This window comes from Cutibacterium sp. 37298 (assembly GCF_023838685.1).
Classification (GTDB): Bacteria; Actinomycetota; Actinomycetes; order Propionibacteriales; family Propionibacteriaceae; genus Cutibacterium; species Cutibacterium acnes.
Genome location: NZ_JAJNRJ010000003.1, coordinates 108,122 through 131,319, shown reverse-complemented (window position 1 = coordinate 131,319; position 23,198 = coordinate 108,122). Strand labels below are relative to the sequence as shown.

Annotated in this window: 23 protein-coding genes; 20 read left to right on the top strand and 3 right to left on the bottom strand. The window is 60.9% G+C overall.

Annotation, left to right across the window (positions count from 1 at the left end; genetic code table 11):
* Window positions 1-304: 304 nt before the first annotated feature.
* Complete coding sequence (locus tag LRP59_RS09260) at window positions 305-769, top strand: hypothetical protein (protein ID WP_002519626.1); 465 nt, start codon at window positions 305-307, stop codon at window positions 767-769.
* Entirely contained in the window at window positions 745-2,220 is a 1,476-nt protein-coding gene (locus tag LRP59_RS09255) for a DEAD/DEAH box helicase (RefSeq protein WP_002531270.1), read from the top strand. The genes LRP59_RS09260 and LRP59_RS09255 overlap by 25 nt, the downstream gene beginning before the upstream one ends.
* 9 nt (window positions 2,221-2,229) lie before the next feature.
* Here LRP59_RS09255 and LRP59_RS09250 read toward each other — a convergent pair whose 3' ends face one another.
* The gene (locus tag LRP59_RS09250) at window positions 2,230-2,910 is read right to left on the bottom strand and encodes an HNH endonuclease family protein (RefSeq protein ID WP_002520618.1); all 681 of its coding nucleotides are present in this window, start codon (window positions 2,908-2,910) and stop codon (window positions 2,230-2,232) included.
* Window positions 2,911-3,121: 211 nt separating this feature from the next.
* Here LRP59_RS09250 and tsaE point away from each other — a divergent pair, with 211 nt between their 5' ends.
* From tsaE to LRP59_RS09210, 8 genes are all read left to right on the top strand, one after another.
* Complete coding sequence (tsaE, locus tag LRP59_RS09245; protein ID WP_002514790.1) at window positions 3,122-4,015, top strand: tRNA (adenosine(37)-N6)-threonylcarbamoyltransferase complex ATPase subunit type 1 TsaE; 894 nt, start codon at window positions 3,122-3,124, stop codon at window positions 4,013-4,015.
* Window positions 4,015-4,671: a tRNA (adenosine(37)-N6)-threonylcarbamoyltransferase complex dimerization subunit type 1 TsaB gene (gene tsaB, locus LRP59_RS09240; protein WP_002514789.1), complete on the top strand. Its 657-nt coding sequence runs from the start codon at window positions 4,015-4,017 to the stop codon at window positions 4,669-4,671. The genes tsaE and tsaB overlap by 1 nt, the downstream gene beginning before the upstream one ends.
* Entirely contained in the window at window positions 4,668-5,135 is a 468-nt protein-coding gene (gene rimI, locus LRP59_RS09235) for a ribosomal protein S18-alanine N-acetyltransferase (RefSeq protein ID WP_002514788.1), read from the top strand. The genes tsaB and rimI overlap by 4 nt, the downstream gene beginning before the upstream one ends.
* On the top strand, window positions 5,128-6,171 hold the full coding sequence (gene tsaD, locus LRP59_RS09230; RefSeq protein WP_002514787.1) for a tRNA (adenosine(37)-N6)-threonylcarbamoyltransferase complex transferase subunit TsaD: 1,044 nt from the start codon (window positions 5,128-5,130) through the stop codon (window positions 6,169-6,171). Before rimI ends, tsaD begins: the two co-directional genes overlap by 8 nt.
* Window positions 6,172-6,284: 113 nt before the next feature.
* The gene (locus tag LRP59_RS09225) at window positions 6,285-6,776 is read left to right on the top strand and encodes an 8-oxo-dGTP diphosphatase (RefSeq protein ID WP_002514786.1); all 492 of its coding nucleotides are present in this window, start codon (window positions 6,285-6,287) and stop codon (window positions 6,774-6,776) included.
* A gap of 125 nt (window positions 6,777-6,901) precedes the next feature.
* The gene (locus LRP59_RS09220; RefSeq protein ID WP_002514785.1) at window positions 6,902-8,071 is read left to right on the top strand and encodes an ABC transporter substrate-binding protein; all 1,170 of its coding nucleotides are present in this window, start codon (window positions 6,902-6,904) and stop codon (window positions 8,069-8,071) included.
* 22 nt (window positions 8,072-8,093) lie between these two features.
* On the top strand, window positions 8,094-9,173 hold the full coding sequence (locus LRP59_RS09215) for an iron ABC transporter permease (protein WP_002514784.1): 1,080 nt from the start codon (window positions 8,094-8,096) through the stop codon (window positions 9,171-9,173).
* Entirely contained in the window at window positions 9,170-9,922 is a 753-nt protein-coding gene (locus tag LRP59_RS09210) for an ABC transporter ATP-binding protein (protein WP_002514783.1), read from the top strand. Before LRP59_RS09215 ends, LRP59_RS09210 begins: the two co-directional genes overlap by 4 nt.
* A 26-nt stretch (window positions 9,923-9,948) precedes the next feature.
* Here LRP59_RS09210 and LRP59_RS09205 read toward each other — a convergent pair whose 3' ends face one another.
* Entirely contained in the window at window positions 9,949-10,527 is a 579-nt protein-coding gene (locus LRP59_RS09205; protein ID WP_002514782.1) for a hypothetical protein, read from the bottom strand.
* 97 nt (window positions 10,528-10,624) lie between these two features.
* Here LRP59_RS09205 and LRP59_RS09200 point away from each other — a divergent pair, with 97 nt between their 5' ends.
* The 6 genes from LRP59_RS09200 to LRP59_RS09175 all read left to right on the top strand — a co-directional run bounded on the left by LRP59_RS09200 (window position 10,625) and on the right by LRP59_RS09175 (window position 16,753).
* The gene (locus LRP59_RS09200) at window positions 10,625-11,824 is read left to right on the top strand and encodes a THUMP-like domain-containing protein (RefSeq protein WP_002514781.1); all 1,200 of its coding nucleotides are present in this window, start codon (window positions 10,625-10,627) and stop codon (window positions 11,822-11,824) included.
* Between the two features lie 4 nt (window positions 11,825-11,828).
* On the top strand, window positions 11,829-12,623 hold the full coding sequence (locus tag LRP59_RS09195) for a hypothetical protein (protein ID WP_148378565.1): 795 nt from the start codon (window positions 11,829-11,831) through the stop codon (window positions 12,621-12,623).
* A gap of 119 nt (window positions 12,624-12,742) precedes the next feature.
* Complete coding sequence (locus LRP59_RS09190; protein WP_023269314.1) at window positions 12,743-13,747, top strand: LppM family (lipo)protein; 1,005 nt, start codon at window positions 12,743-12,745, stop codon at window positions 13,745-13,747.
* A gap of 205 nt (window positions 13,748-13,952) precedes the next feature.
* On the top strand, window positions 13,953-14,249 hold the full coding sequence (gene groES, locus LRP59_RS09185; RefSeq protein WP_002514778.1) for a co-chaperone GroES: 297 nt from the start codon (window positions 13,953-13,955) through the stop codon (window positions 14,247-14,249).
* An 11-nt stretch (window positions 14,250-14,260) separates the two neighbouring features.
* On the top strand, window positions 14,261-15,856 hold the full coding sequence (groL, locus tag LRP59_RS09180) for a chaperonin GroEL (protein WP_002514777.1): 1,596 nt from the start codon (window positions 14,261-14,263) through the stop codon (window positions 15,854-15,856).
* A gap of 327 nt (window positions 15,857-16,183) precedes the next feature.
* Complete coding sequence (locus LRP59_RS09175; RefSeq protein ID WP_002522098.1) at window positions 16,184-16,753, top strand: hypothetical protein; 570 nt, start codon at window positions 16,184-16,186, stop codon at window positions 16,751-16,753.
* A 120-nt stretch (window positions 16,754-16,873) separates the two neighbouring features.
* On the opposite strand, the gene LRP59_RS09170 is transcribed toward LRP59_RS09175, so the two are convergent.
* Window positions 16,874-18,613, bottom strand: a complete 1,740-nt coding sequence (locus LRP59_RS09170; RefSeq protein WP_002533382.1) for a sodium:alanine symporter family protein — start codon at window positions 18,611-18,613, stop codon at window positions 16,874-16,876.
* On the opposite strand from LRP59_RS09170, the gene LRP59_RS09165 reads away from it, so the two are divergent.
* The 4 genes from LRP59_RS09165 (at window position 18,551) to LRP59_RS09150 (ending at window position 23,186) form a co-directional block, all read left to right on the top strand.
* A complete protein-coding gene (locus LRP59_RS09165) occupies window positions 18,551-18,859 on the top strand; it encodes a hypothetical protein (RefSeq protein ID WP_074025730.1) in 309 nt (102 codons plus the stop codon). The genes LRP59_RS09170 and LRP59_RS09165 overlap by 63 nt on opposite strands.
* Window positions 18,860-18,907: 48 nt before the next feature.
* Window positions 18,908-20,437 (top strand): polyprenol phosphomannose-dependent alpha 1,6 mannosyltransferase MptB, encoded by a 1,530-nt coding sequence (gene mptB / locus LRP59_RS09160; protein WP_002514774.1) that lies wholly within the window; start codon window positions 18,908-18,910, stop codon window positions 20,435-20,437.
* A gap of 97 nt (window positions 20,438-20,534) precedes the next feature.
* Window positions 20,535-22,049: an IMP dehydrogenase gene (gene guaB, locus LRP59_RS09155; protein WP_252236852.1), complete on the top strand. Its 1,515-nt coding sequence runs from the start codon at window positions 20,535-20,537 to the stop codon at window positions 22,047-22,049.
* 33 nt (window positions 22,050-22,082) lie between these two features.
* Window positions 22,083-23,186 (top strand): GuaB3 family IMP dehydrogenase-related protein, encoded by a 1,104-nt coding sequence (locus tag LRP59_RS09150; protein WP_002514772.1) that lies wholly within the window; start codon window positions 22,083-22,085, stop codon window positions 23,184-23,186.
* Window positions 23,187-23,198: the final 12 nt, after the last annotated feature.

Below are 23,198 nucleotides of genomic sequence, written 5' to 3'. Positions count from 1 at the left end.
GGTTCGGCGTGCTGCGGTCAGATTCCGCGACCCCCGTTAGTGGCACTGCGCCGTTTGTGTGCAGTGATGCCGGTCGCCCCTGGCCGAGGAGTCCGCTGACCATGAGGGAACACCCCATTGAGCAACAAAAAACGCAATCCCAAATCTTTCAAGGCTGACGGCAGCCCGAAGCGCCGCTGGACCGCAGCTGAGCGAGCTGCCCGCGGGCACAAGCCACGTACTAGGGGAGGTGTCCGCAACGGGCACACCGATTCCCGGGGTCGTAACTTCGAGGCATGGACTCCCCGGGAAGACGTGCGTCGCGATGACGCTGGCGGTAGCAGAGACCGCCGTTTTTCCCAGGATCGACGCAACCATGAGTGGTCTGATGGCCGTCAGGACCGTCGTTACGACCGCCGTGACTGGGATCGTCGCGACGACCGCAGGTGGCCCGATGACGGCGAGTTCCGCTCCCACAAATCGCGTCGACCGGGCCACCACGCTAATCGTGATTGGAAGCGTGACGACCGCCGCGGATCGTCATGGGACCGTGACGATTGGCGCGAGGACCGTCGTGGACAGCGGCGCGACCGCGATGACCACTGGGATCGCCGTAATGGCGGCCGTGACTTCGACCGCCGGGACTCCCGAAACTGGCGTGAGGACCGTCACAGCTGGCGCGATGATCGCCGTGATGACCGCTGGCCAGACCGCTCGGATCACCGCCGCGACGACTGGTCCCGTGACGACCACGACGACGACAATATGGATTGGGAGGCCACTGAGCTGACCGATCTCGACGTCACCGGTATTGATCACGAGGGCGGTTTCTCGGCCCTTGGCGTGCCCGACGAGATCGTTGCTGCTTTGGCCAAGACTGGCATTACCGATCCCTTCCGCATCCAGATCGCCGCCATCCCCGACGCCATCGCTGGGCGTGACGTGTTGGGCCGCGCCTCAACGGGTTCGGGTAAGACGTTGGCCTTTGGTGTCCCGCTGCTGTCGCGCCTGTCGGCCACCCCGCGTGAGGATAACCGGCCTCGAGCTCTCATCCTTTCTCCCACTCGTGAGCTGGCCATGCAGATTGCCGACGTGCTGTCCTCGCTGGCGTCCTCAATGGGGCTATCGACCATCCTCATCGCGGGTGGTATGAGCTACGGCCCGCAGACCAAGGCTTTTAAGAGGGGAGTCGACCTTGTTGTCGCCACCCCGGGGCGTCTGGTCGACCTCTTGGAGACTGGTGACGCCGACCTTTCCGGTGTCGCCGTGACTGTCCTCGACGAAGCCGATCACATGGCTGAACTGGGATTCATGGAGGCCGTTGGCTCGATCCTCGATGCCATTCCCGCTGACGGGCAGCGCCTGCTGTTCTCTGCCACCCTCGACGGTGCCGTTAACAAGTTGGTTAGGCGGTACATGCACGAGCCGGTTACCCACGAGGTCGACCCCGACAAGGGATCGGTCGCGACGATGACCCATCACGCTTTCCAGATCAAGCCTCACGAGAAGGTCGGGCTGATGTGCGAGATCGCTAACCGTAGCGGCCACACCATCGTCTTTGCTCGAACCCAGCGAGGTGCCTCCCGGATGGCCGAGCAACTGCGTGAGGCCGGCGTCATGGCTGGTGCTCTGCACGGCGGCCTGACCCAGGGTGCCCGTGCCCGCGTGTTGGCGGCATTCAAGGACGGTTCCCTGCCGGTCTTGGTTGCCACTGACGTCGCGGCCCGAGGAATTGACGTCGATGACGTCACTCTGGTGTTGCAAGTCGATCCGCCGATGAACTTCAAGGACTACCTGCACCGCTCCGGCCGTACCGCTCGCGCCGGACACGACGGGGCCGTCGTCTCTCTTGTCCTGCCGCATCAGCGTCGCACAATGGCTCGTTTGTACCGTCAAGCCGGGGTGAAGCCGGTAGAGGCCCAGGTCACGCGTGGCGACGACCACGTTGCCGAGGTGGCCGGTTGCAGCCCGGCCCTGGGCGCTCCTATTGACGAGAAGGATTACGAGGCTCTCGTCGCTCCCAAGCAGCAGCGCGGCAAGAAGGCTCGTGACGGAAAGCCTCGTCGTGGCAAGGGCGGACGCAACCGCGGTGGACGTGGATTCGACGGGGGCCGTCATCGCGGTCACGACTCCCGTGATCACCATGATCGTGGGCATGACTCGCGCGGACACAATTTCCGTGGCCGCGATCGTCGCGACATTGAGGCTAAATACGGCCGTTCCGGAAACGACACCTGGTGAGTCGACCACTTACCGGGCGGGCAGCGCATGGTTCGGGCACGTCGAGAGCACCCGAATCATCGCGTTGCGTTCCGCTGAGGTGACCCAGAGATGGTATTTCCGCTTGACAGCGATTTGGCGAGACACGTAGTCACAGCGATATGACTTGTGTGGCGGCAGCCATGTCGCCGCGTCCCCGGCCCCCTTGTTCTGGTTGGCCTGTCCTTCGACGGCTAGCAGATTGAGGGGGTCGTTCGCTAATGCCTGACGCCGGTCCATGGGCAGCTGCTGAGCCCCTGTGACCCAGGCGTTTCCGAGCGCGACAACATGGTCGATCTGTACCACAGCTGAAGTGTTGCGACCGCGCCTCCACTGTATCGTCCGTCCCGTGTAGGGGTCGTGTAACTCGCCGGAGACTATTCGACATCGGCTGCCGGATTTCAGCTTCGCCCCGACGAGGTCGCGAGCCAAGGCGTCGTCGCGGGTACCGCAGCCGTTATGGCCCCAGGGATGGGTGAGGGCGGGGTCAGAGTTGTCGCTCCACGCTGGCCCGAACTGGTCCCGCGAATAGCCGGTCATCGGCGCACGTCCCTTGACAGGGAGGTCACCGAGAGCTTCTGCGGCCTGGCCATAGGCCGTCGATCCTTCTTGTGGAACAGCCTTGCGGTACACCCCGACGATCACCAACGATGCGACGACCAACAGCAGCACCCATGCCCATCTCCGTCGCGGCGTTGACGCCATATCGTTACCTCCCACAGCTTTTGTTAGCCAGCGTGGCATCGCTGGTGGCATAGTCGCGGACGCTACACCACGGGTCTGGCTCGTGAGAAGGCTTGGGCTGGATCACCTGTCCCGCTGCCTGCCGGAGGACTTGGGACGGCGAGGCTGAGGTGAGGTTCGACGACTATCCTGGGTTCTCGTGGATAAACAGACCAGCCCGCAAGAGGCGATCCCGGAACTTGCCGTCGCAGTTCCGCAGGACGCCGCGGCTCTTGCGCGCGCCCTTGATCTCGAGGCACAGACTGTTTCGACGTGGCTGACGCAGGGTCTCGGCATTGTTGCCCGCGTCGGTTCCCAGATTGTCGGTCTAGCTCACCTGGTGGATGACGGTGGCCACGCCGACGTTACCGATCTGGCCCTGACTACCCCTGACGATGCCGACGTCGTTGCAGCCCTCATCGGTGGGGCTGAACAGATCGCTACGGAGCTGGAGTCGCGCGTCCTTGTCGTCTCGGGCCTCAAGGCTTCCCCCGGCCCGGCCTATCACTACAACAGTGGCTGGGTTCGTGTACTACCCACCCGGGTCGTCGTTCCCACCGCTGAGGCTATGCATGCCTTCGGAGCAGCGCTGGCGGCGCAGTTGCGTGCCGGAGACATTGTGCTGGCCTCCGGAGATCTCGGTGCCGGTAAGACCACCTTGGCGCAGGGGATAGGTAGGGGGCTCGGCGTCGATGGGCCCGTTATCTCCCCGACCTTCGTGCTGGCGCGCCGCCACGTCGGATCCGAGGGGCGGCCCGGGTTAGTCCACGTTGACGCTTACCGTCTCGGCTCGGCCGCCGAGCTCATTGACCTTGACCTTGACGAGACTATGGACCAGGCGGTTACTCTCATTGAGTGGGGAGCTGGCATAGCTGAGGATCTCGGTGGCTCCCACCTCGACGTCGACATCCGTCGCAGCGGGGACCCTGCCGACGAGACCCGTGTAGTTTATTTGGAAGGCTTCGGCCCGCGCTGGCAAGACGTCGACCTGTCGCTGCTGTCCGAACTTCCCCTCGACACCATTTCTCCCGACCAGACCGGAGACAACAACTGATGAACATCATCGTCTTGGGAATCGACACGTCGACGGCTGTCAGCGTCGGTTTGGCACGTGGATCTGAGGTGCTCGTCAGCCTGCACTACGACGATCCTCGTGCCCATGCTGAGCAGCTCATGCCCCTCATCCATCGCGGCTGTGAGGAGGCCGGGATTGCTTTAACCGACATCGCAGAGGTCGCTATTGGGGTCGGCCCTGGCCCCTACACCGGCCTGCGGGTTGGGGTGGCAACAGGAAGGGTACTGGCACACCTGGCCGGTCTTACCCCGCACCCGGTATGTTCCCTCGACATCCTGGCCCGGCAGTGGGCTGGGGTCGATGGGGAGTTCGTGGTATGTACTGACGCTCGTCGCCATGAGCTGTATTGGGCTCGCTACGACGCTTCCGGGCATCGTCTCGACGGCCCCAATGTCACTCGCCCTGAGGACCTGCCGAAGGATCTGCCCATCGGTGGTCCGGGATGTCTGGTTCGCGGCCTGACGCCGACCCCAGGATCGCCTGAGCATCTGGACGCCGGGGTGCTTGCGGCGTCGTGGCAGGCTATGCCTGACGTCGGGCTGGAGCCGCTCTACTTGCGCGATCCTGATGCCACTGTTCCGACCACCCGCAAGGCCACCTTGACCCCGACCCGACTCACCCTGCCCGGCCGATGACGAGACCTGCCCGTATGAGCGACCTCGACGCCATCATGGCTATTGAGCAGGCTAGCTTTGACCCGCCGTGGTCTCGTACGTCGTGGGCCGAGGAGATCGTCCCGGCCGATCACCGCCTCACCTTAGTTGCTGGGGATGATGAGGTCACTGCCGCTGCGACATTCCACGGCTTTGACGTCGCTGATCTCGATCGGATCATGGTGACGCCCGCAGCGCGTGGGCGCGGCCTGGCCGTCGAACTGCTCGCCCGTGGCCTGGATTGGGCGACGTCCCGGGGGTGTCACACCATGATGCTTGAGGTCCGCCGCGATAACGACCCAGCCATTTCTCTCTACCGACGCTTCGGTTTCGAGACGATTTCGCAGCGACCCAACTACTACGGCGGCGGGATCGACGCCCTCGTCATGTCCGTTGATTTGCCCCGCGCCGAGACCACAACCCCATCCGAGGAGAACCATGTCTGAACCGCTCATTCTGGGCATCGAGTCATCGTGCGACGAGACCGGAGTTGGCATCGTTCGGGGCAATGACTTGCTCGCCAACGAGGTCGCCTCTTCGATGGAACAGCACGTGCGCTTCGGTGGAGTCGTGCCGGAAGTGGCATCCCGAGCCCACTTGGAGGCCATCGTCCCGGTGTTGGACAAGGCCGCCTCGACCGCCGGGGTGGACCTGTCCGAGCTCGACGGTATTGCTGTGACAGCCGGTCCAGGCCTGGCTGGGGCACTCGTCGTCGGCCTGTCGGCGGCCAAAGCTTTAGCAAGCTGGCTCAACAAGCCTCTGTACGGCGTCAACCATCTGGCTGGACATGTCGCCGTCGACCTGCTTGAGCACGGTGAGCTGCCGATGCCATGTGGGGCTCTGCTCGTCTCAGGCGGCCATACCAGCTTGCTGCGGGTAAACGACATCGCCACAGACATTATTGAGGTCGGCTCGACGATCGACGACGCTGCTGGCGAGGCCTACGACAAAGTGGCCCGCGTGCTTGGCCTGCCGTACCCGGGTGGGCCGGTCATCGACAAGGCTGCCGCCGAGGGGGACCCGACAGCGATTCGTTTCCCACGCGGACTGACGGCTCGCCACGACATGGTTAAACATCGCTTCGACTACTCCTTTTCCGGCCTTAAGACCGCGGTGAGTCGGTGGGTGGAGACCCAGCAGCGTGACGGAGTTGAGTTCCGCATCGCTGACGTCGCCGCCAGTTTCCAGGAGGCCGTTGCCGACGTTCTCACTGCGAAAGCCGTCGACATGTGCCAGGAGTATGGCCTCACTCACTTCCTCATCGGCGGCGGAGTCGCGGCGAACTCTCGTCTGCGGACTCTGCTTGCTGAGCGGATGGCGGACGCCGGCGTTGAGTTGCGACGGCCGCGTCCGGGCCTATGCACCGACAATGGGGCCATGATCGCGGCCTTAGGTGTGCAGGTTGTCAAGGCGGGGCTGCCTGCGTCGGCCATGGATATTTCGGCTGATTCAGGATTGCCCATCGAGACGGTGTTCGTCTGAGTCGGGGTAGGAATGTGAACGTGCGACCCGCTGGAGTTCGCCTACGAGATCGTGCCGCATGCCTTCGAAAGTGGACATGATCTGATCTTGCTGCCGGGTGGGAGGATTAGCCCATGATGACCCCGATCCTCACCACCCTTGGTTTCGTCATGCACCCCGACGGCGAACGTGTCCTCATGGTGCACCGCATCGCCCGTCCTGGGGATGAGCAGCTCGGTAAGTACAACGGGCTGGGTGGCAAAGTCGAGCCGGGGGAGGATGTTGTCGCCGGTATGAAGCGCGAATTGCGCGAAGAGGCTCGCATTGAGGTCGATGCCATGAGGCTGCGTGGCACTGTCTCTTGGCCTGGGTTCGGCAGACACGGTGAAGACCATTTCGGATTTATCTTCCTCGTCGACTCGTGGCATCCCATTGCCGACGCCATCCCTGACGCCAATGAAGAGGGGCCACTGACCTGGGAGCGCGTCGATTCGCTCGACGAGTTACCGATGTGGGAGGGGGACCGCTACTTTCTGCCGCTGGTTTTTGATCCTGATGTTCCGCAGTTCCACGGCTGTCTGCCCTATCACGATGGTCGACCGACCGGGTGGTCATACTCGGTGTAAACCTTTGACGCTGGGGGCTTCGTGGATGCGCGGCGTCATGCTTGCACCGAGGCTTAGGTAAAGCTAACCTTAAGCCCGCTTTGTATTGGCGCTGTACGCCCCCTACAGGAAGGCCCGCCACCATCATGAATGTCACAAGAACTCTCGGCGCCATTGCCACGATTGCTCTTACGTTAGGTCTTGGTGCCTGCGCCGGTGGTGCCCAGGAGAAGGCGTCGAGTGGCCATACTCCCGCTCTGAGTGTCACCGATGTTGCAGGGCGCACGGTTTCCTTTGACGCCCAACCTAAGCGCATTCTTTTGGCTGAGGGGCGCGCGCTGATGGCCACCAGTGTCCTGAACAAGGAGAATCCGGCTAAGGATGTGGTAGCCATCGGCGCTGATTTACACAAGGCGGCGCCCAGCTTCGAATCTGCATTGCGTCAGGCCCGCCCACAGGTGAGCAAACTTCCGATGATTGGCAGTATCGCGAAGGGGGACGTCACTGTGGAGAATATGCTGTCGTTCAAGCCCGATGCGGTGGTCATGACTCTGGACCAGAAAGAGGCTGCGGAGAAGGCTGGATTTCTTCAGAAAATGGACCAAGCCAAGCTTCCCTATGTTTTCATCGACTTCCGCAGGAAGCCTCTAGAAAACACCACGAAATCGATGGCGACACTCGGTAAAATCTTTGGTGGAAAGGCTATTTCCCGAGCTAAGGAATTCAATAAATTCTATCAATCAAAGGTTGATGACGTGTCACGAAGAGTCTCCCGGGAAAGTGACAAACCTCGCACATTTCTGTGGCGTGCTGCCGGGCTTAAGGACTGTTGCTCCACCTATGCGAATCTCAATCTGGGCGACGTCATCACCGCTGCCGGAGGCCACAACCTTGGGGCGGACCTCCTCCGGACATCTGCAGGTGACGTCACCCCAGAGAAGATTGTGGCAACCCAACCCGAACACATCATCGCCACCGGTGGTTCGTGGGCTAAGGATCCGAAGAAACCGGAGTCGGTTCCTCACGTCGAACTTGGATATAACGTCACTGATGACGATGCACAGAGGACCTTGGCTGGCCTGCTCAAGACCCCGGGATTTTCCTTACTCAAGGCCCCGAAGGACGGAAAGTTGCATGCCGTCTATCATCAGTTCTACGACTCTCCCTTTAATGTTTTTGCACTTGAGCAGTTCGCGGCATGGCAACATCCGAAACAATTCAAGGGTGTCGACCTAACGAAGGATTTCGCTAAATTCCATGAGGACTACTTGCCTTTTGGCTACCGCGGCGTGTTTTTCGTCACGCTGAAGAAGTGAATCCGACGTGAGTAACACTGACATGTCCCTTGCCCGGGAGGATCCTGCCACCGGAATGGTGGCTGTGGTGAGGGGATACTACCGGCGTGCCCGTTGGAAGCGCTGGGCCATTGTCCTGCTTTCGGTCATTGCGGTGGCTGCTTTCCTAGTCACCATCGTGGTTGGCCCCGTGGACATCACTCTTCCCCAGCTGCTGAGAGCACTGGTCAATCCCTCCACGGTGGATGCTCAGACCAGAATGGTGCTGTGGCAATTGCGCATTCCGTCGTCGGTGATGGCGGTACTCATTGGGGTGTGCCTTTCGCTCGCAGGCGCGCACATGCAGACCATCCTGGACAACCCGCTGGCAGAACCTTTCACGTTAGGGATCTCTGCAGCAGCAGCTTTTGGGGCGGCCGCCTCTATCGTCTTGGGGTGGACGATCATTCCCAATTCCCAATTCAACGTCGCGGTCTGCGCAGCAGTGGCATCCCTTGTTGCGGTTGCCATTGTTGCCGCTGTCTCACGCCGCCGTGAAGATGGCCGGGAGTCCATGATCCTGCTTGGTATCGCCCTGGTATTCGGATTCCATGCGCTCCTGGCGCTCTTGCAGTACCGAGCCACCCCGGAGGCCCTCCAACAGATCGTCTTCTGGACGATGGGCTCCTTTCAACGGGCTACGTGGACTTCGAATGCCATCATCGCCGCCGTCCTGGCTATCGCTATTCCCATCACGATCAGGCATTCGGGGCAGCTGACCGCGTTGAGACTCGGAGATGAACGTGCTGCCGCCATGGGGGTGAATGTGCCCCGGCTGAGGTCGCGAATCCTTATTCTGGCGTCACTGCTGGCAGCGGTTACCGTCGCCTTTGCTGGGGTCATCGGATTCGTCGGTCTGGTCGGTCCCCATGTCGCCCGCATCCTGGTTGGCGAGGAGCAGCGATACTTCGCCCCTGCCTCCGCAGCTACTGGGGCCTTCCTACTAGCCACCGCCCATGCCCTGTCGATCACCATCATCCCTGGGGTGGCGATACCTATTGGGATCATCACCGCGCTAGTGGGGGTGCCAGTATTCGTTTCCCTCATCCTCACTCGGCATCGTGTCTTCGGAGGGGCATCGTGAACATCCGCCTGTCTAACCTGCACTTGTCTTACGGGCAGCGTCACGTACTCGACGGGGTGAGCCTCGGTCCGCTGGAGCGGGGGACGGTCACTGGGCTGCTCGGACCCAACGGAGCGGGAAAATCCACGCTCATCAAGGCGATCGCCGGGCTGAAGACCCCGACCTCGGGAGAGGTGATCATCAGCGATGACGATGGCCATGTCAGCGGAGCCCAACTGCGCGACGTCGTGGGTTACCTACCCCAGGACGTGCTTGCCACCGCATCCCTGACCGTCCTTGAGTCGGTCCTGACCTCGGCTCGCAGCAGGAGCAAAGCGACGGTGGAACGTGCTGCTCATGTCTTGGAGCGCGTCGGTATTGCCCATATCGCCCACCGCTTCATTTCCCAGCTGTCTGGCGGACAACGGCAATTGGTGGCGTTGGCGCAGATGGTAGTTCGAGATCCTCAGGTCTTGTTGCTCGACGAGCCCACCTCCGCATTAGATCTACACAATCAAATCGAGGTGTTGCGCCTAGTACGCAGAGCCGTTGACAGCGGGCACAGGATGGCAATCGTCGCCCTTCACGACCTGAATCTGGCTGCCTGTTATTGTGACCGCCTGGTGTTGTTACACGAGGGCGGGGTGCATGCTGAAGGATCACCCTCGGAAGTCCTCACCCCGGACGTGTTGGAGCGCGTCTATGGGTTCCGTGCCCGGGTGCTCAGCGACGACGGCATCCCCGTCGTTCGTCCAGTGGTAACCGCGTAATCCGTCAATTGCGGGCGTTATCTTGGTCAGCTGGCTAGCCTGACGATCCACAGAATGAGGCAAACCACCGGAGCCACCCAGCGAGAACTCCACGCTCCGTAGTGAGTTTCCGTGAACATATTGTCTGCTCGAGGGTTGCTCCCTGGCAGGCTGCATGGGGCAATGGCTGTGAGCGCGAGGCTTACCGGCAGCAGGATCGAGAACGGTACTGGTGTTGTCACGATTGGGGTATCCGCGAGGACCCCCATCGTGATAATCCCGCCGAGAGCCAGCATGATGGTGACCCCAGCGACGACGTCCTGCCCAGAACCGTCCGGTTCAACGAAGGATTCCACAAAGGTCAACAAGCCGGGAATCACGATGATCGCAATAAAGAGCAGCGCCCAGCTGATGTTCGTGTGGGCGTCCCAGTTGAGAGGCTCGGTGTGTGACGCGTAATAGGTCGTCGCCATGGTGCCCAACTGGAATGCCGAACCGATGAAATGGTGGATGTACCACCCTGCTGAACGGCGCGACGGATCTCCCCCGGAAGTCGTGTTCTTTGACCCCCGGGACTGCAGGCGCTGGGTAAATCTTGATCGATTCTCGTAGGTGGTGACGGCCACGACGGTACTGGTTGCTCCTCGTATGGATAGCGGTGAATGCAATGTCTCGACTGAAGATTCTACCCACACTGTCAGAAAGTACGTCTAGGGTGACAACGTGGATTACACCGTGGTACGGCGTCTGGTTAGTGGCGAGGGGAGCAAAGCTCTTGACTTAGCGGGTGCTGAAGCTGATCCCGACTCGTTGTTGGCTGCCACCAGGTTGCGTCGACAGATAGATGGCGATCTTGCCGCAGCGGTACTAGACCAAATCAGTCTGAGGCGTCGGGCTGTTGCGAAAATTGGGCCGGTTGCAGCGTCAATGTTGTGGACCCGTGACGGTCTAGAGCAGGCCACCCGTGGAGATGTATCGCGGTGGCGTGCACATCGCCTCAAAGAAGCCGGATTTACCCACGTCGTCGATCTTGGATGCGCCTGCGGGGCGGATGCGCGGGCATGTCTTGATGCTGGCCTCGAGGTGACAGCCGTCGAGGTCGATCCGGTAACAGCTGAGCTAGCGCGCCACAATCTGCCCGAAGCGCACGTGATGTGTGCTGACGCTATGGCGGTCTTCGCTGACTTCCGGGCTCATGGCGACACAGTTGTCATGCTCGATCCGGCTCGGCGCACGGGCAGGGGGCGAACTTGGCGGTTAGAAGATGTGCAGCCGCCATGGCCATTTGTTATGACAGTGCTTGAATCGGTGCCTGCGGTCGTCAAGCTAGGGCCTGGCGTCGACCGCTCGCAGCTGCCAGACCTCCCCGTCACGTATGTCGGACATCGTGGAGACCTGGTTGAGGCGACGGTGTGGTCTGGATTTGAGGACCAGCGGGCGGCGGATCGAGCAGTGCTGGTTGGTCGTACGGGTATAGAAGAACTCCCCGGTAGGTGTCCTACCCCTGCACCTGGTGAACTTGGCCCTTTCGTGGCTGAGCCTCACCCAGCAGCAATCCGCGCTGGCAGCCTCTCGGCGATCGATGGATCGTTGCACGCGGTGTCGGAGGGTATCGCCTATCTCACTGCAGAAGAACCCGTTGCCTCGCCGTGGCTGACATGGTTTGCGGTCAAAGAGGTCCTGCCCTTTGACGTCAGAGCGTTGCGTTCCTGGGTCCATCATCACCACGTCGGAACGGTGGAGATCAAGAAACGCGGTGTCGACGTAGACCCTGCTACATGGCGACGCAAGCTTAAGCTTTCGGGGCCGAATCGCGTGACGGTCATATGCACCCCGACGATCGGAAGAACCAAGGCGCTGGTATGTGATCGCGTGAGACTGCCATGCGGCCTGTTCGGAGCAAGCTCAGATGTGATGTCATGAATCCATGTTGACCATACGGTGCCCAGCGACATACTTCCTTGCCTTGTTGCTGGCTCCGCTCGTCCTGCTGTCCGGCTGTGGGAAGTTCAATGCTGGCTTCGTTATTAGGGACGAAGACCATATTGACGTCACCGTCGCCTTCGGAGTCCTCAAATCTAGCGTTGGTCGGGATGGAAGTGGTCAGTCTGAAGGATTTGCCAAGCGGCTTCGCGACTGTTCCGAGTTGACTCCACCGAATACCAGCCTGACTGGTAAAACGAAGGTTAAGCCATTCGACGACGGTACGTATGTCGGCTGCACGGTCACTGGCACCATGACGGCAACCGATATCACCGTTCAGTCAGGTTGGCCTCGTAGCGTTGCGAATCCGCCCGCAGATGTGTTTAGAGGGCACAAAGAAAATGGCCCAATCGGCATCACTTTCGACGACGAGATAATTCGGTTTCATCTTGACAGATCGGCTTTGTCTGATTTCGTGCCAGGTGTTAATTCTTCTGGCGTCGGTGACATGGCTGGCATCGGCGATTTTAAGGTGTCGGTGACTTTTTCCGGCACGGTGCTTAGCCATTCTGGATCGAGCAAAGTTGACGGGGACACTGTGACGTGGACTGACGTCAACGATCTTCTTTCCCCAGATGGGTTGACGGCGTCGGGCAAGAGCCAGGGCGGCCTGCCCGGCTGGGTGTGGGGTATTGGTGCGTTGGTGATGCTGGCTATTGGTGGTGCCGTGGCTGCAATGATCATTAATAGGAGGTGGTGGGCCCGCCCGCGTGATGGGGACGCAGCGCCGGGATGCTAATGGAGGTTTGCGCGGGGCCTAGCTACTGGTTCTAGGCATTCCGTGCGCCTTGGGTAGTTGAGAAACTGTCAGCACATTTGTACGGAAGTTACCCCTACCGCTCCCGTTCGTGGTTTTATATGCCCATGCTGAATGTTTCGCGTCATATGAGACGCTGTCTCGTTTTGATTATCGCGCCCCTCTTACTGCTTGCCGGGTGCGCAAAATTTGATACTGCCATGGAGATCAAGGATGAGAATCACGTCCACCTCAAAAGTACGGTTGGTGTCTCCAAGTCAATAGCCAGTACGTCGGCTGGCTCCCTCGCCTCTGAGTTTTCCGACTGCAACAACTCGAAGGGGTCCGCCGGTACCGGCTCGGACGGCACGGTCGAGAAGTTCGAGGACAATAGTTACATCGGGTGCATCATTGCCGGGGAGACCACCGCTGCTGATCTCAACAAAGAGGATGGCATGCAGATCACCTTCGACAAAAACAAGGTGTCTTTCAAGATGACCTCGGACTTGTTCCGCGATAGCGGGCGCTCCGACCGTACTCCTGACGCGAGTATGTTCAGCGACTTTAAGGTGTCTGTGACCTTCCCGGGCAAGGTCCTCAGCCATTCTGGATCGAGCAAGGTCGATGGGAACACCGTTACCTGGACCGATCCGAGCGATTTGTTCTCCAGTTCGGGGCTGACCGCGACGAGCAAGCGCTCCAACGGCATACCGATCTGGGTCTGGATCATTGTCGCCGTCGCCGTCCTGGCCATTGTCGGCGTTGTTGTGGTCATCCTTAACAAGAAAAAGGGACAGAAGGCAGGACAACCGGAGAATGGTGGTGCTCCGTGGACCATGCAGTACCCAGGTGACGGACAGCCACAGGGGCAGCCGCAGCAGTGGAACGGTCAGCTTTACCAGGGCGACCCCTACGCGCAGCCTCCTTACCAGGATCCGAGTTACCAGGATCCGAGGCAACAGGAGCCGGGTCAGCTCTGGGGCAATCAGCCTCTAGGCCATGTCTCGGGCGGCGCGACGAGTGCGTCTCAGACCGGCCAGAACCCGATCCCTAATCAGGGCTCGCAGCCGGGTCAGCAGCCCCCGTCAGACCCTGATGACTTCTGGAAGAACGACGGCTCTTACTGAGGTTGCTGACTTTTGCCGGGGCATTTCTGGCACTCCCGTTGCCTGAGTGCCAACTCCGGGTGTACTTTCGTGGTTGGCACTCTCGTGGTGAGTGTGCCAACGGACCTGAGGCACCCGCGACGCCGACGGCCCGTCGCGCTCGGGGCTCGCAACCCCTGGCGAGAGACAACGACATAATCCGTCTTCAGTAGAAAGGGGTCTTGACGTGGCAACCACGATCAAGCCGCTCGAGGACCGCGTCCTCGTCCAGCCTCTCGAGGCCGAGCAGACCACCGCTTCCGGGCTCGTCATTCCGGACACCGCTAAGGAGAAGCCGCAGGAGGGCAAGGTCATCTCCGCTGGCCCCGGTCGCGTCGACGACAAGGGCACCCGTGTTCCCATGGATGTTAAGGAGGGTGACGTCGTCATCTTCTCCAAGTACGGCGGCACCGAGGTCAAGTACGACGGTCAGGAGTACTTGCTCCTCAACGCCCGTGACATCCTCGCCGTCGTCGAGAAGTGAGGCGCTGATACATGGCAGCTAAGCAACTTCAGTTTGACGAGGAGGCCCGTCGCTCCCTCGAGCGCGGTGTCGACACTCTCGCCGACACCGTCAAGGTGACCCTCGGTCCTAAGGGCCGTTATGTTGTCCTCGACAAAAAGTGGGGAGCCCCGACCATCACCAACGACGGTGTGACCGTCGCCAAGGAGGTCGACCTCACTGATCCGTATGAGAATCTTGGCGCCCAGCTCGCCAAGGAGGTCGCCACTAAGACCAACGACGTGGCCGGTGATGGAACCACCACCGCTACCGTGCTAGCCCAGGCTCTCGTCCACGAGGGGCTGCGCGCTGTGGCCTCTGGGGCAAACCCGGTCGGCCTCAAGCGCGGTATCGAGAAGGCTGTCGACGCCGTTGTGGAGGAGCTCCGCTCTATCTCGCGCGCCATCGACACCACCTCGGACATGGCCAGCGTTGCCACCATCTCCAGCCGTGACGAGACCATCGGCGCCCTCATCGCTGAGGCCTTCGACAAGGTTGGTAAGGACGGGGTTATCACCGTCGACGAGTCGCAGACCTTCGGCACTGAGCTTGACTTCACCGAGGGCATGCAGTTCGACAAGGGTTACCTGTCGCCCTACATGGTCACCGACCAGGATCGCATGGAGGCTGTGATCGAGGATCCTTACATCCTCATTCACTCCGGCAAGATCTCGTCGATGAACGACCTGCTCCCCTTGCTGGAGAAGGTTATTGCCGCCCACGGCAGCCTGTTTATCGTGGCCGAGGACGTTGACGGGGAGGCTCTGAGCACCCTCGTCGTCAATAAGATCCGCGGTACCTTCAGCTCGGTGGCTGTCAAGGCTCCGGCGTTCGGTGACCGCCGCAAGGCAATGCTGCAGGACATCGCCACCCTCACCGGTGGTCAGGTCGTCGCTCCCGAGGTTGGGCTCAAGCTCGACCAGGTGGGCCTCGAGGTTCTGGGCCGTGCCAAGAAGGTGGTCGTTACCAAGGACAACACCACCATCGTTGACGGCGCCGGTGATAAGGCCGATGTCGAGGGTCGCGTCATTCAGCTGCGTGCTGAGTACGACAACTCGGACTCCGAGTGGGACCGCGAGAAACTCCAGGAACGTATCGCCAAGCTCGCTGGTGGTGTGTGCGTCATTCGTGTGGGTGCGGCCACGGAGGTCGAGCTCAACGAGAAGAAGCACCGCATCGAGGACGCTGTTTCCGCGACTCGTGCAGCCATTGAGGAGGGTATCGTCGCCGGCGGCGGCTCTGCCCTTATCCACGCTGCCCATGTGCTCGACGGGGATCTCCACCTCGAGGGTGACGAGAAGGCCGGCGTGCAGATTGTCGCTAAAGCCGTTCGTGAGCCGCTGCGCTGGATTGCCGAGAACGGTGGCGAGCCCGGCTACGTGATCGTCTCCAAGGTTGCCGAGATGGAGCCCGGACACGGCTACAACGGCAAGACCGGACAGTACGTGGACCTCATCGCTGACGGCGTCATTGATCCCCTCAAGGTGACCCGTTCGGCCCTGGCCAATGCTGCTTCTATCGCCTCGCTGCTCCTGACGACAGAGACCCTCGTCGTCGACAAGCCCGAGGAGGACAACGAGGACAAGTGACCTCGTCGCGTCGGGGGCCCCGGTCCGTGGGGGGTGGGGGGCCCCGCCATATCTGGGCTGATGTTTGTCACAAAGAAACGGAAGTATTGAGCGGATTAACTCGAAAGACTGGACAAGTCCATCAGGGGGGGATACCTTTTTCTCCGTCGAGATTGGCATTGGTGATGGCGCACGAGTCATCCCGCAGTGCATATTTGGAGTTAGATCGTGAGCAGTCCGTACCAACCCGGTTTCCAGAGCACGCAGCAGGGAGACCGCAGCAAAAGTGAATTCAGTTTCGCTCCTGGGGAGACGAATATCTTTGTCACCCACTATTCCCCATCATTGATGACGGCTTGGCTCAAGACCGAGCTGACCGTGACGAGCCGGCGCCTTCTGGCGCGAAAGTCCAATACGCTCCTGGGTGTGATTCCGCTGGGGCATGACGATGCCGCCATGCCCCTCGGCTCCATCAGCGAGGTTGGCGTGAACAGCAAGTTCCACCCAGGTCGCGCAATCATGGCAATAGTCTGGCTCGTCCTCATGATTTCCATGTTCAATGCGCATCAGCCGGTGCTGGGCATCCTCGCCTTGCTCCTGTTAATCGTCGCGGTTCTTACGACGATGGACGCCGAGCTGAGGGTCGTCAACAATGCTGGTTCTGTCACGAGCCTGACCGTTTCTGCTCTGGAGAAGGCCAAGCTGCAGAGCTTTAAGCAGGAGGTCGAGCAGCGTCTGTACGCCGATCAGGCCCTTCTCATGCACCGTGAGTCGATGAACCAGGCCCAGAATTTCGCGACCATCCAGCAGGCCCAAATGTCCGCTCTCCTGGCACAGGGCCAGTTGCAGAACCAGCTCAGCAGTGACAAGGGTCAGCAGCCGCCTACCCAGATGCCGAACCCGAACATCCAGGGCTGAGGATTATCGGGAAGATCGACGATTGGCCGGCCGGTCCCTTCGGCCGGCCAATCTGTGTGCGGAGTGGGGCTCCTCGCAATGAAGCTTTGCGGATTGCGAGGGGCCCCGATTCTCCAGGCTCTACGACTCGTGCCGTCGGTTCTTGAGCGGCTTGCCTTCACGGTCCATGGTGTTGAAAATCTCATGGCCTTCCGGCAGGTGCTGCAGGTAGTCGCGCTCGGTATCGGGGGCGGTATGTCCTAGCTTAAGCTCCTTACTGCGGGCATCCTGGGCTGCGGCACGCAGAGCATACTCGGTATCGGCATTCTTGAGCTGTTCGGGGGTTGCCTCATTAACCACCATCATGCCCACTTGGGCATCCTCGGGAACCTGCGGGATGACTCCGGCGTCGATACGCTCCCGATGCCCCTTAATCTCGCGTGCCACGACGCGCGCTAAGAAGTACATTCCCAGCACGTTCGGCAGCGCCATGAGGAAAAGCATGGCGTCGGCTAAACCAAGAATCGAGGCCATATTTGTCGCAGCTCCGACTACCAGCAAGATGAGGAAGAGTGCGTTGTAGATACGTTCGGCGGTGGTCGAATTGCCGAACAGATAGCCTACGGCCTTCTTGCCATAGAACGAGTAGGACAGCATCGTCGAGAATGCGAATAGCACTACGGCTAGCGTCAGAAGGGAGCTGAACCACGGGGCAACGGTCTTTAGTGCCTGGGCGGTCATTTGCACGCCATCGGCACCACTGTTCCGATAGACCCCGGTGATGATGATGGTGATGGCCGTCATAGTGCAAATGACGACTGAGTCGATGAAGGGTTCCCACATGGCAACGAAGCCTTCTTGGGCTGGACGGCGCGTCTTTACCGCAGAGTGGGCGATGCCAGCGGTACCGATACCGGCCGCATTCGAGAATGCCGCACGCTGGACGCCGACGATCAGGACTCCGAGGATCCCCCCGGTGACACCGTGGCCGGTGAAGGCACCGGACCAGATGGCCTCGAAGGCGCTGCCGACCTGGGAGATATTGGCGCCAATGACGGCCAGGCACATGATGACGTAGAGGATGCCCATGAATGGCACAATTTTGGAGGTTGCGGCGCCAATCTTGGAGGCGCCCCCGATGATGACGATCCCGACGAGGATCGCGAAGACCACGCCGACGACCCACATGTGGGTGCCGATCCAGGAATCCCGACCGCCGGCGAACATTGCGAGCTGATAAGCAGCTTGATTGGACTGGAACATATTGCCGGCGCCAATGACACCGAAAGCAGTGCAGATGGCGAAGAGGGAAGCAAGGATGCGGCCCAATGTGGGTTTACCGATCGACGCAAGACCGTCACGCAGATAGTACATCGGGCCACCAGAGGTGGTTCCGTCCTCGTTGATGACGCGGAATTTCACTCCAAGGGTGGCCTCAGCCATTTTGACGCTCATGCCCACCAATCCGGCTACCGCAATCCAGAATGAGGCTCCCGGGCCGCCGGTTGCGATCGCGATGGCAACACCGGCGATGTTTCCCAGGCCGACGGTTCCTGACAACTCGGTTGCGAGGGCCTGGAAGCTGGTGACGTCACCGGGGTCGGTGTGTCGGGAGAAGTGGCCCCGCATCACGTGGCTGGAGTGACGGATCGATGCTGGACGCAGCTGTTGGAAGCCCAGGTAAATGGTGAAGAAGAGTCCGGCTCCAAGCAACCAAGCCAGAATGAGCGGGAACTTATTTCCCCCGGGCAGTGGAATAGCCCAGAACACCGCGTCAGAAATGGCAGTAGCAATGGGGGAGACAATGTTGTCGATGGCTTGATCCAAGCTCAGTGGAGTTGGGACAAGGGCTTCGAGACTCGCGGAAACGGGAGATGTCATGATGCCAAGTGGCACGAATGGTCCTATCCGTTGACGACATGGGACACCAAGCCCGGCAACACCACGGTGTGGTACCAGCCATCTGTGATGACCGATCTCAGCGCGCACCGACACCAGCGACTCGGCGAGCACGGCCGCCCAGTCATCGCCATGACCGTGGGCTGGGCCGCGCCTGCGGCGGAGCAAAACCGCCTTGGCCACTCTAGCGGGTGGGTGTGTCACATTGTCCAAAACCTTCGACACTGACGCGTCTTCGCGACGTCTTACGGTGTGGCTCCCCTACGCTGAGTGATGATGATCGCGACCGTTCCCCCCGATGAACCTCAGCCTGTCCTGGCGCATAATCAGCCGGATTGGCGACGTCTGGTTGAGGTGTTGACGATGGGGTTTGTCGGCTCTGTCATGGTGACGTTGTGGGGGTGGGGATCTCCTCAAGGTGGTGTGCCCACGCACGTGCGTCTGATCGGTGTGGCAGTGGCTGTCAGCGGTATCGCAGGACTGATCGCCATCATCATTGCGTGGTTGCGTTCTCGTAAACTCGTGGGACGCCGCGTGCTGACTTTGGTCGTCTGGACCTTGCCACTGCTCTTTAGCCCGCCGCTGTTGAGCCAAGATGGCTGGGCTTACGCGGCTCAAGGTTGGATTCTCACCCAGGGGATGGATCCATACCGCGTCCCACAAGGTTTGGCTGAGGTTCTCGGCAAGGCTGTTGACACGCCGTGGCAAGCAACGACGGCGGTGTATCCCCCCGGGTCACTGTGGATTCAGGCAGCCGTGGTGAAGATCACTCACGCAGATCCCACGTGGTCAGTGATGCTCATGCGAATACCCGCCCTCATCGGTGTTGCACTCATGGTTTGGGCCGTCCCTCGCTTAGCGCGCTACGCCGGAACCGATCCGGATCATGCCCTCTGGCTGGCGGTGTGCTGTCCATTGACGACGTTGAGCGTGGTGGGGGGCATGCACAACGACGGACTCCAGGTGGGTTTGTCCCTCGTCGCACTCGTTGTGGCCATACGTCTGGCGTTGATTGGCCGGGGATGGCTCGGGCTCGTTCTTGGTGGGGCGTTCGTCGGGTTGGCTGGCGGCGTCAAGCAGCCTGGCGTGTTGGCCGGGGTTGGCATCGTCGCCCTGGTTCACGTCAATGCGGTGCGTCATGGCGGCCGTCGGTGGTCGACGCGCAATTGCTGGACGGCGCTACTCGCGCGTATCGCAGTAGGTGCAATTCCTGCCTTGACTGTATTCGGCGGGATTTCCGCGATCCATGGGTTAGGCATGGGTTGGCTCAATAGCACGGCTGGTAGCCCGGTATCAGTGACCAGCGACTCTCCGATAGCGCTCGTCGTACAGTTTTTGCGAGGCAACGGAGGTATTCCGTTGAATAGGCTAATTGGGCCGGCGACTGGTGTCAGCTTGACCCTTACCGTCGCTGCCATGATGTGGTGCTGGGTGCGGTGGGGCCCCATTCCGCCTTGTCGTATCCGACTAGGCCGAAGTGCATCGCGTAGCCGTAACGCGGTCAATGTCGTGACCGGCCGTATTGGCAGCCCGCTTCGGCTGCAGGCGGGCGTCATGATTGTCTTTGCCGCTTTCGGGGCATCTTTGCAGCCCTGGTATCTCATCGGTCCGCTGGCGTTGCTCGCCTCGGTTCAGCTGCGGCGAACCCACCGCGATGCTGTCATTGGTGGCGTCGTTGCCACCGCCATACTCACCATGATGCAGTGGTACTGGTCGCCATACGTGTGCCTGCCGCTGGTCATCGTGGGGTATCTCATCGTCTGGCGGATTCCGAAAGCATGGGCTTTCGTGACAGCGGCGACCTGACGGGGGCACCTCGCTTAAGGCCGGAGACCAGGCCACGGGTGAAGGCCGCCGACGCGAGCGGCGATAGGATAGCGAGCATCCCGGCGAAAGGTGGCTTATGACCTCGGATTCCCGCCCGACCACGATTGAGGAGTTGGCACCGCTGGCCCTCACCTTCGATGACGTCCTGCTCCAGCCAGTCGAGAGTAACGTCATTCCCTCCCAGGTCAAGACGACGACGAGGGTTTCTCGCAACATTTCCATCGCGATTCCGCTCGTCAGCGCGGCGATGGATACCGTCACCGAGACCCGGATGGCGGTTGCTATGGCGCGTGAAGGTGGCCTTGGCATCCTGCACCGCAACCTGTCTATTGAGGATCAGGCTGCCATGGTCGATCAGGTGAAGCGTTCTGAGGCGGGCATGATTGATGAGCCCATCACGATCTCCCCGAATGCCACCCTGGCTGACGCCGAGGAGCTTTGCCACACTTACCGGATCTCCGGGGTGCCCGTCGTCGACGACAAGGAAAACCTGGTCGGTATCATCACGAACCGTGACATGCGCTTTGAGGACAATCCACAGCGTCCTATCTGCGAGGTCATGACCGCAGCCCCACTCGTCACCGCTCCAGTGGGAACCAGTCCATCTGACGCTCTTTCTTTGCTGGCTGCCCACAAGATTGAGAAGCTGCCGCTTGTCGACGCCGACGGTAAGTTGCGTGGGCTGTTCACTCTCAAAGACTTCGCCAAGACTGACAAGTACCCCAACGCCACTAAGGATCCGCAAGGACGGCTACGTGTGGGTGCTGCGATCGGGTTCTTCGGCAACTCGTGGGATCGCGCTATGGCCCTGGTTGAGGAGGGGGTTGACCTCATCGTCGTCGACACCGCTCATGGTCACACCCAGGGTGTTTTTGACATGATCGCCCGGCTGAAGGCCGAGCCAGCTGCTCAGGGGGTTGACGTCGTTGCCGGCAATATCGCTACCTATGAGGCAGCTAAGGCGCTGTGTGCGGCCGGGGTTGACGGCATCAAAGTCGGTATTGGGCCGGGGTCAATCTGCACTACCCGCGTCGTTGCCGGGGTGGGCGTCCCGCAAGTGACCGCGATTTTTGAAGCTTCCAAGGCTGCTCGTCAGTATGATGTGCCGGTTATCGGTGACGGTGGGTTGCAATACTCTGGTGACATCGCCAAGGCCCTGGTCGCCGGAGCTGATTCCGTCATGCTTGGCTCTTTACTGGCTGGTTGCGAAGAGTCTCCGGGCGAGCTCGCCTTCATCAACGGTAAACAGTTCAAGACTTACCGTGGTATGGGATCGATGGGAGCCATGTCGGCGCGCGGCGAGAAGCTGTCCTACTCCAAGGACCGCTATTTCCAGGGCGATGTCACGACCAACGACAAGATCGTCCCGGAGGGCATCGAGGGCCAGGTCGCTTACCGCGGGCCCCTTGGCGCAGTGGCCTACCAGTTGGTTGGTGGGCTGCGTCAGTCGATGTTCTACACCGGGGCTCGCACTATCGACGAGTTGCACGAGCGGGGCCGCTTCGTGCGCATCACCTCGGCGGGCCTGCGCGAATCTCATCCGCACGACATTCAGATGACGGTCGAAGCCCCTAATTACTCTGCCCATTGACGGGCGAGCCGGATATCCGGCAGGAAAGGAATCATGTACGACATCGGACGCAGCAAGCGTGCCACCCGGGCCTACAGCCTGGACGACATCGCCCTCATTCCCTCCCGGCGCACCCGTGGCACCGAGATGGTGAACCTGGAGTGGCGCATCGACGCACTCACCTTCGACTTCCCCATCATGGCCGCCCCCATGGACTCGGTTATGAGCCCTGCAACGGCTATTGAGTTTGGGCGTTTGGGCGGCCTTGGTGTGCTCAACCTTGAGGGTTTGTGGACCCGTTACGAGGATCCCACCCCGTACCTCGAGGAGCTAGCCGGGTTGAGCGACGATGTCGCCACCACCCGTCGGATGCAAGAGATTTACGCCGAGCCGATCAAGGCTGAGCTCATCACCGAACGGATGGCTGAGATCCGGGCCGCCGGGGTGCCGGTGGCGGGGTCGCTGTCACCGAAGAATGCCTCGCGTTTCTCCGAGACGGTGGTCAATGCCGGGGCGGACTTTTTCGTCATCCGTGGCACGACGGTGTCGGCGGAGCACGTGGCCAACGGTGACGACGTTCTCGACCTGCGTAAGTTCATTTACGATCTCGACGTCCCCGTGATCGTTGGCGGCTGCGCCACCTACCAGGCAGCCCTGCATCTCATGCGCACCGGTGCTGCTGGCGTCCTCGTGGGTTTCGGTGGGGGAGCGACCCATACCACCCGCCAGGTGCTGGGCATTCAGGTGTCGATGGCATCTGCGATCGCCGACGTCGCTGAGGCGCGTCGTGACTACATGGATGAGTCGGGGGGACGCTACGTTCACGTCATCGCTGATGGTTCAGTGGGTCGTTCTGGCGACATTGCCAAGGCCATCGCCTGCGGTGCTGACGCTGTCATGGTCGGTTCTCCGTTAGCTCGGGCTACTGAGGCTCCCGGCAGGGGTTGGCACTGGGGAGCGGAGGCATGGCACCCCGACCTGCCGCGTGGTGCCCGGGTTCACTTTGAGCCGGTGGGGACCCTCGCTGAGGTCCTTAATGGCCCTTCTCGTGTCCCGGACGGCACCATGAACCTTGTTGGTGGGCTGCGTCAGGCTATGGCCACCACTGGTTACTCGGAGGTCAAAGAGTTCCAGCGCATCGAGCTGACGATTCGCTAACCGTCCCACCAC